This is a genomic window from Mesorhizobium sp. M1365 (assembly GCF_040317865.1).
Taxonomy (GTDB): domain Bacteria; phylum Pseudomonadota; class Alphaproteobacteria; order Rhizobiales; family Rhizobiaceae; genus Mesorhizobium.
The window spans coordinates 44,540-57,294 of sequence record NZ_JAMYLG010000011.1 but is presented as its reverse complement, the minus strand read 5'-3'; the positions used below and the strand labels follow the sequence as shown (position 1 = coordinate 57,294).

Below are 12,755 nucleotides of genomic sequence, written 5' to 3'. Positions count from 1 at the left end.
CGTAGTCCGACAGGAGACCCACCCATGGCAGTGGTCGAAGGCGAGAAGATCGACATCGGCTTTTCGGGAAAACGTTGCATCCATTCGCGCAACTGCGTGCTTGGCGATCCGCATGTTTTCGTGCCCAACGCGCCCGGCCAGTGGATCCATCCGGATGCGGCCAGCGTCGAGAAGATTGTGGCGCTCGCCGAAGCCTGCCCGTCCGGCGCCATCACCTATGTCCGCAAGGATGGCGGGCCGCAGGAACAGCCGCCGGTGGTCAACATTGTGCGCATAAGGGAAAACGGTCCGCTTGCCGTCCATGCCGAGATCGTGTTGGGCGGCGAAACGTTTTACCGCGCCACGCTGTGCCGCTGCGGCGCCTCGGAAAACAAGCCGTTCTGCGATGGCAGCCACGCCAAGGCTGGCTTCATCGCCACCGGCGAGCCGGCGCTGAAGGACACGCCGGCGCTGGAGGTGCGGAATGGCCCGCTGACCGTCACACCGACGACCAACGGCCCGCTCAAGCTCGAAGGCAATGTCGAAATCGTCACCGGCACCGGCCACACGGTCGACCGCACGCAACGCACCTTCCTCTGCCGCTGCGGCCACTCCGCCAACAAGCCGTTCTGCGATGGCTCGCACAAGCGCGTGGGGTTTGTGGGGTAGGGGCCGCCGCTATCTCCCTCCTTGAGGGGGAGATGTCGCCGAAGGCGACAGAGGGGGTCGGTGCGTCCTGACGCCAACGCCATCGCGGCCAGAGAATGCCGGCGCTCCACGCGAGACGACCCCCTCTGGCCTGCCGGCCATCTCCCCCTCGAGGGGGGAGATTACGCTGCCTTGGCCCAGCGCTCGTGCCTTTATCGGCCCGTTCATATCCGCTAAGGGGCGGAGACGAATTCTCCGGACCCAAATATGACCGCCAAGCCCAAACCCTCACCCCTGTTCCTCGGCATCGACACCGGCGGCACCTATACCGACGCCGTGCTGTGGTCGGAGGCCGGCGGGCCAAGCGGCAAGGTGCTGGCCAAGGCCAAGGCGCTGACCACGCGGCATGATCTGGCGGTCGGCATCTCCGGCGCGGTCGATGCGGTGCTCGAAATGGCCGGCACCGACCCGGCAGCGATCAAACTGGTATCTATGTCGACGACGCTAGCCACCAACGCGCTGGTCGAGGGCCAGGGCGGCCGCGTGGCGCTGGTGATGATCGGCTTTGCCGAGGGCGACCTTGCCCGCGACGGGCTGAAGGCGGCGCTTGGCACCGACCCGGTGGTGTTCTGCCCCGGCGGCCACGATGTCCACGGCAATGCGGCAAAGCTCGATCTGTCCGGGCTGGAGGCAGCTTTGCCGGAACTGGAAAAGTCGGTGTCCGGCTTTGCCGTCTGCGCCTATTTCGCCACCCGCAACCCGGCGCATGAGCTAAGCGCGCGGAACCTGATCCGCGACAGGACCGGCCTGCCGGTCACCGCCAGCCACGAACTGTCGGCCAAGCTCGGCGGCCCGCGCCGGGCGCTGACGACATTGCTCAACGCCAGGCTGATCTCGATGATCGACCGGCTGGTCGCGGCAACGGAAGGCTTTTTGGCCGCGCGCAACATTGCCGCCCCGCTGATGGTGGTGCGCGGCGACGGCGCTCTGGTCTCGGCTGCCTTTGCCCGCCAGCGGCCGATCGAGACCATCCTGTCCGGCCCGGCCGCCAGCCTCGTCGGTGCCCGCCACATGACCGGCCTCGACGATGCCGTGGTCTCCGATATCGGCGGCACCACCACCGATGTCGCCGTGCTCGACAAGGGCCGGCCGCGGCTTGATCCGGAAGGCGCCACCGTCGGCGGTTTCCGCACCATGGTCGAGGCCGTCGCCATGCGCACTTTTGGGCTCGGCGGCGATTCCGAAGTGGCGCTGGAGGACGGCGCGCTCAGCCCGAAGATCCTGCTCGGCCCGCGCCGCCTGGTGCCGCTGGCGCTGGCCGGCTTGATGCATGGCGAGGCCGTCACATCAGAGCTCGAACGCCAGCTGCGCGCGCCCAACCCCGGCCGCATGGATGGTCGGCTGGCGGTGCGCACCGGCGTGCCGGAGCGGCTGGCGGCCGGACTGACCGGTGCCGAAGCCAAGCTTTACGAGCTGATCGGTGCTGTGCCGCAGGCTCTAGACAGATTGCTGACCTCGAACGCCCAGAACGCCACCTTGAACCGGCTGGTGTCGCGCGGGCTGGTGCATGTCGCCGGCTTCACGCCGTCGGATGCGGCGCATGTGCTGGGCAGGCAGGCCAATTGGGATGCGGCCGCGGCGCGTCTGGGTGCCGAGCTGTTCGCGCGCAGGCGCGACGGCCGCGGCCAGTTCATCGCCGCCTCGCCGGAGGCGATCTCGGAACGGGTGCTGACCGCGCTGACCCGCCTGTCGGCCGAAGTCATCCTCGAAACCGCCTTTGCCGAGGACGGGCTGGATGGCGCTGCGACCGTCGCCCATGCCCTGGTCCAGCGCGCCGTCGACGCGCATCCCGGCATCGCCCGCTTGAGCGTCGCGCTCGACCGTCCGGTGATCGGCCTCGGCGCCTCGGCGCCGCTGCATTATGCCGGTCTGGCCGAGCTGGTCGGCAATCGATGCGTGGTGCCGCAGGATACCGATGTCGCCAACGCGCTCGGCGCCGTCGTCGGCCAGGTCCGGGTATCGGCCGAGGCGCGGGTCAGCCAGCCCAAGGAAGGGCTATTCCGCGTCGCCTCAGGCGAAAGCGTGCGCGATTTCAACGACGAGGCGGCGGCAATCGCCGCGGCGGAGAAGGATGTGCGGGCGATTGCCGCCGGGCGGGCGAAGGACGCCGGCACCGACAGCGCCGAGATCGAAATCGCCAGCGAATACCGCGTCTCCACCGTAGAGGGCCAGCGCATGTTCATCGAGGCGCACGTCGTGGCGGTGGCGTCGGGACGGCCAAGGATTGCGGTGTGAGCGCGTAATCGCCCTCCTCAAGGGGGAGATCGGCAGCGAAAACGCCCTACCTTCACCCTGAGCTGAATTGACCCTGCCACCGTGACATGCCAAAGGCCCGGCCTAGCCTTTCGTCTGGAGAAGCCCTGATGACCGATCGCGTCGAGATCGCCGGATTGCGGATTGCCCGCGAGCTTCATGATTTCGTCGTGAACGAGGCGCTGCCGGGCACCGGCATTGAAGCGGAGGCATTCTGGAGCGGTTTTTCGGCGATCGTCCATGATCTCTCGCCAAAAAATCGGGCGCTGCTCGAAAAGCGCGATGCCATGCAGGACAAACTCGACCGCTGGTATCGCGACAATGGCGCGCCCGTCGACATGGAGGCCTACACGAGCTTCCTGCGCGAGATCGGCTATCTCCTGCCCGAGGGGCCGGCGTTCAGCGTGACCACCGAAAATGTCGACCCGGAAATCGCTTTGGTTGCCGGGCCGCAGTTGGTGGTGCCGGTGATGAACGCGCGTTATGCGCTGAATGCTGCCAATGCGCGCTGGGGCTCGCTGTACGATGCGCTCTACGGAACCGACGTCATCCCGGAGACGGACGGCGCCGAGCGAGGCAACAAATTCAATCCGGCGCGCGGCGCCAAGGTCGTCGCCTGGGTGAAAAGCTTCTTCGACGAGGCGGTGCCGCTCACGACAGGCAAATGGGCCGGCGTCAACGGGCTTTCGGTCGCCAACGGCATGTTGCGGCTCGGCGAGGGTGCCGGCGCCACCACGCTTGCCGACCTCAGACAGTTTGCCGGCTATCGCGGCGATGCCGCCGACCCTGAAGCCGTGCTGCTCACCAAGAACGGCCTGCACATCGAAATCGTCATCGACCGCAACAACCAGATCGGCCGCACCGATCCGGCCGGCATTGCCGATGTCGTGCTGGAATCGGCACTGACCACCATCCAGGACTGCGAGGATTCGATCGCCGCAGTGGATGCGCAGGACAAGGTGCTGGTCTACCGCAACTGGCTCGGCCTGATGAAGGGCGACTTGGCGGAGGAGATCACCAAGGCCGGCAAGAGCTTTGTCCGCAGGCTCAACCCCGACCGCACCTATACCGCGCCCGATGGCGGCACGCTGACCTTGCCCGGCCGCTCGCTGATGCTGGTCAGGAATGTCGGCCACCTTATGACCAATCCGGCGATATCGGACCGCGACGGCAACGAGGTGCCGGAAGGCATCATGGATGCGGCGCTGACGGCGCTGATCGCGCTGCATGACATCGGCGTGAACGGGCGCCGCGCCAATTCTCGCGCCGGCTCGATGTACATCGTAAAGCCCAAGATGCACGGGCCCGACGAAGTTGCCTTCGCCGTCGAGATTTTCGACCGCGTCGAGGCGCTGCTCGGCGTGCCCAAAAACACCATCAAGATGGGCATCATGGACGAGGAGCGGCGCACCACCGTCAACCTCAAGGAGGCGATCCGCGCCGCGAAAGAACGCGTCGTCTTCATCAACACCGGCTTCCTCGATCGCACCGGCGACGAGATCCACACCTCGATGGAAGCCGGCCCGATGATCCGTAAGGGCGACATGAAGCAGGCCGCCTGGATCGCCGCCTACGAAGCCTGGAACGTCGACATCGGGCTGGAATGTGGGTTGGCCGGCCACGCCCAGATAGGCAAAGGCATGTGGGCGATGCCCGACCTTATGGCGGCGATGCTGGCCGAGAAAATCGCGCATCCCAAGGCCGGCGCCAACACCGCCTGGGTGCCGTCGCCGACGGCGGCGACGCTGCACGCCACCCATTATCACAAGGTCGACGTCCATGCCGTGCAAGCGGCGCTGAAGAGCCGGCCCAAGGCAAAACTCGACGACATCTTGTCGGTGCCGGTCGCTGTGCGGCCGAACTGGTCGCCAGAAGACATCCAGAAGGAGCTCGACAACAATGCGCAAGGCATTCTGGGCTATGTCATGCGCTGGATCGACCAGGGCGTCGGCTGTTCGAAAGTGCCTGACATAAACGACGTCGGTCTGATGGAGGACCGCGCCACGCTGCGCATCTCCTCGCAGCACATCGCCAACTGGCTGCATCACCGCGTCTGCACGCCCGAGCAGGTCATGGAGACGATGAAACGCATGGCGGCGATCGTCGACCGCCAGAACCAAGGCGATCCGCTCTACCGGCCGATGGCGCCGGATTTCGACAAGTCCATCGCCTTCCTCGCCGCCTGCGACCTGGTCTTCAAAGGCCGCATCCAGCCCAACGGCTACACCGAGCCAGTGCTGCACGCACGGCGGCTGGAGCTGAAGACGCGGGAGCGGGCGGGATAAAACCTATGACAGTCGGGCTATAAGCTGTTGCGGATCGCCAAGCATTAAATGTTTTCACAATTCACTGTAGGGTGGAGGCTTGATTGGCTATTACGATTTGCTCCGCAGATAGCGTGCGAGCGGATTCGCGAGGGGCGAATGAGCAAAAACAAGTCTGAACTAAACGTCAGAAAAGTCTTTGTATCGATATTAGTTATTTGGGGGGCATTGCTACTCGACTCGCTGCCGATCCAAGCTGCAGAAGAGGTGCCGTTAGCTGTGCCTCTGATAAAATTGGAATACCCGGGAAATCCACCCAATATCCGGATGCTGTATGTTAAGGTGCTGTCCCTCGGTAACCGAAAAATAAATCAACCACTCTTATTGGATACCGGATCCAGTGGCATGACGATCGACTGTGCTTCTGTGCTTCCTAAGAAGCTGTGTTCCGTCGAAGGAATAAAAATCACGAAAGATCTGGAACTAGATGGGATAACCGTTACCACCCAAAAAGCCGTCATGAAGTACGGAACCTACGATGAGTACGGAAATGTTGCGTTGGCTCAAGTGACTTTCGGCTCCCGAGGCGCTTCTGTTTCCACCGAGGCATCCATCCCCTTCCTTATTCGATACAAGAAAGTTAGACGCAGCACAGGTGAAATTGTCGGCGGCCGGCTCTGGCCAAAGGGCATTTTTGGCATTTCCCCTATTGGAGGCGGCGGACCAAATCGAATGCTGAAATCCCCAATGGATGCCGTGAGCCCCAAAAGTGGTTTGCGAAAGGGGTATTATCTCTCTTCGATTGGGACCGATTGGAGAGCTTGCACGAACGAGGATGCGAATTGCCCGGTGGTTAAGGCGCTTCACATTGGGATATCGGACAGCGTGAAAAGCGGGTTCAATATGAATAAATGGAAAACCGCCAGCGATCGCTATGACTTCCCAACCATAGGTTCATGTATCTTGTTGAAAGAAAAAACAACTTGCCGGCCAACGCTTTACGACACGGGAAATTCCACAATCGTAATAGCGGACAACCCGCCAAAAGATTCAAGCGGATCCATGGATATCGGTACCAGAGTCGCCGTAAAAATCGCGATGCTGGGGGAGTGGAAATTCGACACATCATACGGATCCGAGTTGGAATTCTCTCCAACGATCGGCCACAACATCATTGGCATACGATATTTTGAAACGAATAGTTTACTTGTTGACCTCGAAGCGAAAGAGATCGGAATCCGCATCGGCAACTGACCGGAGCTCTTCATCCTGTTCGGCCGCAGGACGGCCGCGTCTACGCCGCCTGCGCCATCCGTTCCGAACTCATGCGATAGGAAATCGCTTCGGCCAGATGGATGCGGCCGACCGTCTCGCTGGCCTCGAGATCGGCCAGGGTCCGCGCCACCTTCAAGACGCGGTGATAGGCTCGTGCGGAAAAGCCGAGCTTTTCGCTGGCGTCCCTGAGCAGCGACAGGCCGGCGGCATCGGGCATGGCGATCTCCTCGATGACTGACGGCGAGCAATGGGCGTTGGTGGTGGCGGTCGCGCCGAGCCGCTCGAAGCGCTCGCGCTGGATCGTACGGGCGCGGGCAACACGTAGTGCGACGGCGGCACTTTTCTCGGCCCGGTCCGGCCGGATCAGATCGCTGGCCGAGACCGCCGGCACCTCGATCCTGAGATCGATACGGTCGAGCAGCGGGCCGGAAATGCGCGCCTGGTAGTCGGTGCGGCAGCGATCGCCGCGCAGGCAGCGATAGCCCGGCTCGCCGGCCATGCCGCAACGGCACGGGTTCATCGCCGCGACCAGCTGGATACGCGCCGGATAGGTGACGCGATGATTGGCGCGCGCAATCATGCAGTCGCCGGTCTCGAGCGGCTGGCGCAGTGCATCGAGCGCCTGCGGCGAGAATTCGGGGAACTCGTCGAGGAACAGCACGCCGTGATGGGCAAGCGAGGCCTCGCCCGGCCGCACGCGCAGACCGCCGCCGACCATCGCCGCCATCGAGGCCGAATGATGCGGCGCGCGGAACGGCCGCCGGTCGGTGAGTTTTCCTTCGCCGAGTTCGCCGGCCACCGAGGCGATCATCGAGACTTCGAGCAATTCCTTGGGCGCCAGCGGCGGCAGGATCGACGGCAGCCGCTGCGCCAGCATCGACTTTCCCGACCCCGGCGGTCCGACCATCAAAAGATTGTGGCCGCCGGCGGCCGCCACCTCCAGCGCCCGCTTGGCGGTCTCCTGGCCCTTGATGTCGGCGAGGTCGGGCAGGTCGCGCGCCGCGGCATGGATGCCGGCTTCCGGCCGCGACAGAACCTGCGTGCCGCGAAAATGATTGGCGATGGCGATCAGGCTGCGCGGCGCCAATATGTCGAAATCCTTGCCGGCCCAGGCCGCTTCCGGCCCGCAGGCGAACGGGCAGATCAAGCCCTTGCCTTCGGCGTTGGCACCGATTGCCGCCGGCAGCGCGCCGGCCACCGCGGCAATGGTTCCGTCGAGCGACAATTCGCCAAGCACGACATAGCCGGCCAGCATGTCGCCCGGAATGGCGCCGAGCGCCGCCATCAGCCCGAGCGCGATCGGCAGATCGTAGTGGCTGCCTTCCTTGGGCAGGTCGGCGGGCGCCAGATTGACGGTGACCTTCTTCGACGGCATCGACAGGCCGGATGCATGCAGCGCTGCCTGCACCCGCTCGCGGCTTTCGGCGACAGCCTTGTCGGCCAGCCCGACGATGTGCATGTTGACCTTGCCCGGCGCGATCATCACCTGCACGTCGACCGGCACGGCCTCGATGCCCTGGAAAGCAACCGTGCGAACCCGCGCCACCATGTCTTCACCCCGGATGCAGGCTTTGCCCCAAGCCTTTGCGATCATGCCGCGAACGGCGTCACCGGAGACAACCACAGATTTCCGGCGAAGGCAAGAACATTTGGGGAACAGCTGAGCGCCACGGCTGCAATGGTCCGGAACGCGGCCGCTTCCAGAAGCAATGTACGCTAGTTGCGCTTCTCCTCCACGGCATCCCAGAACAGGCTGGCGATGTCGGCGCCGCCGAAGCGCTGCACTTCGCGTATGCCGGTCGGTGAGGTCACGTTGATCTCGGTCATGTAGTCGCCGATGACGTCGATGCCGACGAGGATGAAGCCGCGCTCCTTCAGCGCGGGGCCGATGCGGGCACAGATCTCGCGTTCGCGTTCCGTCAATTCGGTCTTTTCGGCGCGGCCGCCGACATGCATGTTGGAGCGCGAATCATGCTCGGCCGGCACGCGGTTGATGGCGCCGACAGGCTCGCCGTCAATCAGGATGATGCGCTTGTCGCCACCCCGCACCTCCTTGAGGTAGCGCTGCACGATGTAGGGTTCGCGGAACAACTGGCCGAACATTTCGAGCAGCGAGGCGAGGTTGCGGTCGGCCTCGTGCAGGTGAAAGATGCCGGCGCCGCCATTGCCGTAGAGCGGCTTGACGATGATATCGCCGAACTCCTTGCGAAAGGCGGCGACCTCGAGCGGGTCCTTGGTGATCAGCGTGTCCGGCATCAGGTCGGGAAATTCGGTGACGAAGATCTTTTCCGGGCTGTTGCGCACCCAGGCCGGGTCGTTGACCACCAGCGTCTTCGGATGGATGCGCTCGAGGATATGCGTGGTGGTGATGTAGTTCATGTCGAAGGGCGGATCCTGCCGCAAAAGGATGACGTCCATCTCCGCAAGGTCGGTGCGCACCTTCTCGCCCAGCGAATAATGGTTGCCCTTCTCGTCGCGGACCTGCATCGCCTCGATACGGGCAAACACCTTGCCTTCGCGCAGCGACAGCCGGTCGGGCGTGTAGTGGAACAGCTGGTGCCCGCGCCGCTGCGCTTCCAGCGACAGCGCAAACGACGTGTCGCCGGCAATCGACACGGTAGAGATGTGGTCCATCTGGACGGCGACTTTCAGGGGCATGGGTGCTCTCCGGCGCAGTTGCAACAAACGTGCGTCCACCCGGACGCACATACGCTCCAACACTTTGAATCCATGCATCGTGCTTTCCGAAAATCGTTTCCGATTTTTCGGGCCGATGCATCGACGAGAGCGATATAAGGAAATCGGCGGCCTCTGCCAATCGGCCAAGGTCATGATGAGGCTGCGCTTCTGGCGCAGACCCCAATGCGATGTGCGTTCAGCGGTCGAAGACCAGCTTGGAATAGCCGAGGAAGGACAGCGCCATGGCAACCAGCGAGGCGACCGCAAGGGCGACGAGCGGCGGCACCATCGGCAGCGCGAACAGCATGGCGCAATAGACGAGATAATTGACGAGGCTGGTGGCGATGCCGACGCCGCCATAGCGTGCGCCCTCTTGCGCGACGCCGCGGCTGGAAGGCGAGAAGGTCAGATGGCGATTGATCAGCCAGGTGACGGACAGGGCAAAACCGATCGAGATGATGCGGGCTGCGAAGGGGCCAAGCGGCGTTGTCGCCAGCACCAGCCAAAGCGCCGCCGCGTCGGCGACGAAGCCGATGCCGCCGGCGACCATGAAGCGGGCGAGGCGTCCCATTTAGGGCTCTAAGCCGCCCGTGGGGTCTTGCGCGGTCCGGTCTTCAAAGTCGCGAGCGCACTTGCGCGTTCGCGTTCGACGCGGCCGGAAGGCATCGACAGATAGAAGATGCGCTTCTGCTCGGCCCGGCCGCGCGACACCGAATCGAGGATTACCCCGGTCACCGCCGCCAGCATCGACAGCAGCAGCAGCCCGACCGACAGCACCCACGTCGGCATGCGCGGCACAAGCCCGGTTTCGGCGAACTCGATCAGCACCGGCGCCATCAGAAACAGGCTTGATGCCAGGAAGAACACCGAAAAAGCGCCGAAGAAACGCAGCGGCTGCGTCTCCTTCATCAGCATGGCGAACATCCACAGGATCTTCGCGCCGTCGCGAAAGGTCGACAGCTTCGACGAGGAGCCTTCCGGCCGGCGGCCATAGTCGAGTCCGATCTCGCTGACCGGCAATTTGAGCTGCGAGGCGTGCACCGACATTTCGGTCTCGATCTCGAAACCGCCGGAAACGGCGGGAAAACTCTTGACGAAGCGCCTGGTGAAGGCGCGGTAACCCGAGAAGATATCGGTAAAGTCCGAGCCAAATAAACGTTTGTAGAGGCTGTTGAAGATGCGGTTGCCGAAGGCGTGGCCTGTCCTGCCGGCGTCGTTGGCGACACCGCGCCTGGTGCCCACCACCATGTCGGAGCGCTCGGTCAGCAGCGTGTTGATCAGTTGCGGCGCGTCCTCCGGCGCATAGGTGCCGTCGCCGTCGGCCATCAGGTAGATGTCGGCCTCGATGTCGGCGAACATGCGGCGCACGACATTGCCTTTGCCCTGGCGCGGCTCGCGCACCACGATGGCGCCGGCGGCGCGGGCTCGGAGCGCCGTCAGGTCGCGCGAATTGTTGTCGTAGACATAGATCGCTGCGGCAGGCAGCGTTTCGCGAAAGCGCCGCACCACTTCGCCGATCGTCAGCTCCTCATTGTAGCAAGGCAGGAGCACGGCGATGCTCGGCTCATGGCGCACTTCTTGTGGCATTTTCGTCTCCGGATGCCTTGTGAGGCCCCTGACCGCTCAAACGCCGGCCTCGCTCGGGCGGCTTTACTATTTATTGAAGCTGTTAAGGCTAGGTTTAAACCGCACCGTATTCCTTCCAAAGGTCCCGATATGAGCACAGCCGACGATGGCGCCTCCATTTGGAGGTCCGATATCGCGCTGGCGCTGCTCGCCACGGCGCTGGCGCTTGCCGTCAATGCCTTTGCCGGCTTCCCGGCACTGACCAATGCCGGCGGCGACAACGACAATCTGCTGCGCCTCGTCGAAGTTCGCGACATGCTGGCCGGCCAAAGGTGGTTCGATCTCCACCAGTACAGGATGGGCCTGGAAGGCGGTTTCGTCATGCATTGGTCGCGGCTGGTCGATGCGCCGATCGCCGCCATCATCATCGCCGTATCGGCCCTGACCGGCAGCGCGGCCTTTGCCGAGAATGTTGCGCAAGTGCTGTGGCCGGCGCTGCTCTTCTGCCTGACCGTATTTTTCACGGCTCGCGCCGCGCGCAGCTTTGCCGGTGACAGCGCCGTGCTGCCCGCTGTCGTGATCGGCGCTGCCGCACTGTATTTCCTCGGCATTTTTTCGCCTGGCGCGCTCGATCACCACAATGTCCAGCTGATGCTGAGCATGGCCAGCCTGAGCCTGTTGCTTGAAGCGCCAACGCGCAGGCCGGCGGCATTGCTCTCCGGCCTGTGCACCGGATTGATGCTGGCCGTCGGCATGGAGGTCGCGCCTTATGTGGCCACCATCGGCGCCTCTGTTGCCATGCTGTTCGCCCTCGGCGCCAATGGCGAGAGGCTGATCGCCAGGGATTTCGGCCTCGGCTTTGCCGGCGTCTCCGCTCTCGTCTTTGTCGCCACCATTGCGCCGTCGGCCTGGGGTCAGGCGCAATGCGACGCCTTCTCGACCGTGCAGTTCGTCGTCGGGTCGATTGCCGGAACCGGCCTTGCGGCGATAGCGTCGATCGAGCCGGCCGGCCGCACGCGCCGATGGCGGTTCGCCTCGCTTGGCCTGCTTGCCCTGGTATTGGCCGCTGTCATCGTCTTTTTGTTCCCACAATGCCTGGCAGCGCCCTATGCCAACCTCGATCCGCGCCTCAAGGAGCTATGGCTTGATCACATCGACGAGGCGCAGTCGCTGTTCAAGCTGCTCGCTGAAGATCCGGCCGGGGTGGTGGCGCGCTATGCCACGCCGCTCATCGCGCTCGTGCTGATGGCGCTTCGCCTTGGCCGTGGCGGCTGGCGGCGGCAGGACAGCCTTGTCGGCGCGCTGCTTGCCGTGGCCTTCATCGTCAGTGCCTGGCAGGTGCGCGGTTCGACATTCTCGATCGCCTTCGCTGTCATCCCGCTTGCCGCCTGGATTGCCAAATGGCGTCAACGGGCAGAGGTCAGCCCGTCGCGCGGCGTGGCGCTGCGCATGGCCGCCGTCTGGCTGGTTTCAGTGAATGCCGTCTGGACTGGGGCTGCCGCGGCAACCTCGGTCGCCTTCGAGGACAGCAATACCGCCGCCGATGATGGCGACGGCGCCGATGTCGCTTGCCAGCGCATGGCCTCCTTTGCGGCACTCGGCCGCCTGCCCGGCACCACCGTTCTGGCAATTTCCAATCTCGGATCGCCTATCCTGGCCTATTCCGGACATCGCGTCTTCGCCGGGCCTTATCATCGCAATGTCGCCGGCAACCTGCTGGCGCTCGATGCCTTCCTTGGGTCCGATGCCGATGCCAGGACCATCCTGGCGGATCATCACGTCGGCCTCGTCGCGCTGTGCCCCGGCAGCGCCGAAAGCAAGCTCCTCGCAGCCGAGGCGCCGGCAGGCTTTCTTGCCGGGCTGATGCGCGGCAGCGTGCCGGAATGGCTTGAGCCGGTTGCCGGGACCAGCGGAGCCGCCGTCGAATTGTACCGCGTCCGGCTGGGCAGCTGATCGATCGGCGGCCCGTGCGGCCTTTTGTCGGACATAAGTCCTGATAATCCACTCTTTCGCCCTTGCCCGCCCGACATG

At 64.1% G+C, this 12,755-nt stretch carries 9 protein-coding genes; 5 read left to right on the top strand and 4 right to left on the bottom strand.

Annotation, left to right across the window (positions count from 1 at the left end; genetic code table 11):
- Positions 1–24 precede the first annotated feature (24 nt).
- The 4 genes from NKH04_RS15165 to NKH04_RS15150 all read left to right on the top strand — a co-directional run bounded on the left by NKH04_RS15165 (position 25) and on the right by NKH04_RS15150 (position 6,458).
- A complete protein-coding gene (locus NKH04_RS15165) occupies positions 25–648 on the top strand; it encodes a CDGSH iron-sulfur domain-containing protein (protein ID WP_352771433.1) in 624 nt (207 codons plus the stop codon).
- Between the two features lie 246 nt (positions 649–894).
- The gene (locus tag NKH04_RS15160; RefSeq protein ID WP_352702080.1) at positions 895–2,922 is read left to right on the top strand and encodes a hydantoinase/oxoprolinase N-terminal domain-containing protein; all 2,028 of its coding nucleotides are present in this window, start codon (positions 895–897) and stop codon (positions 2,920–2,922) included.
- A 128-nt stretch (positions 2,923–3,050) separates the two neighbouring features.
- Entirely contained in the window at positions 3,051–5,225 is a 2,175-nt protein-coding gene (locus NKH04_RS15155; protein ID WP_353044500.1) for a malate synthase G, read from the top strand.
- A gap of 138 nt (positions 5,226–5,363) precedes the next feature.
- Positions 5,364–6,458, top strand: coding sequence for a hypothetical protein (locus NKH04_RS15150; protein WP_352614225.1), 1,095 nt, complete (start codon positions 5,364–5,366; stop codon positions 6,456–6,458).
- A 40-nt stretch (positions 6,459–6,498) separates the two neighbouring features.
- Here NKH04_RS15150 and NKH04_RS15145 read toward each other — a convergent pair whose 3' ends face one another.
- From NKH04_RS15145 to NKH04_RS15130, 4 genes are all read right to left on the bottom strand, one after another.
- Positions 6,499–8,028, bottom strand: coding sequence for a YifB family Mg chelatase-like AAA ATPase (locus tag NKH04_RS15145; protein ID WP_352771492.1), 1,530 nt, complete (start codon positions 8,026–8,028; stop codon positions 6,499–6,501).
- Positions 8,029–8,195: 167 nt separating this feature from the next.
- The gene (gene gshB / locus NKH04_RS15140) at positions 8,196–9,137 is read right to left on the bottom strand and encodes a glutathione synthase (RefSeq protein ID WP_352491152.1); all 942 of its coding nucleotides are present in this window, start codon (positions 9,135–9,137) and stop codon (positions 8,196–8,198) included.
- A 217-nt stretch (positions 9,138–9,354) separates the two neighbouring features.
- Entirely contained in the window at positions 9,355–9,729 is a 375-nt protein-coding gene (locus tag NKH04_RS15135; RefSeq protein WP_352771437.1) for a GtrA family protein, read from the bottom strand.
- Between the two features lie 8 nt (positions 9,730–9,737).
- On the bottom strand, positions 9,738–10,745 hold the full coding sequence (locus tag NKH04_RS15130; RefSeq protein WP_352472814.1) for a glycosyltransferase: 1,008 nt from the start codon (positions 10,743–10,745) through the stop codon (positions 9,738–9,740).
- A 129-nt stretch (positions 10,746–10,874) separates the two neighbouring features.
- Here NKH04_RS15130 and NKH04_RS15125 point away from each other — a divergent pair, with 129 nt between their 5' ends.
- Positions 10,875–12,677 (top strand): GtrA family protein, encoded by a 1,803-nt coding sequence (locus NKH04_RS15125; RefSeq protein WP_353044499.1) that lies wholly within the window; start codon positions 10,875–10,877, stop codon positions 12,675–12,677.
- The last annotated feature ends 78 nt before the right edge of the window (positions 12,678–12,755 follow it).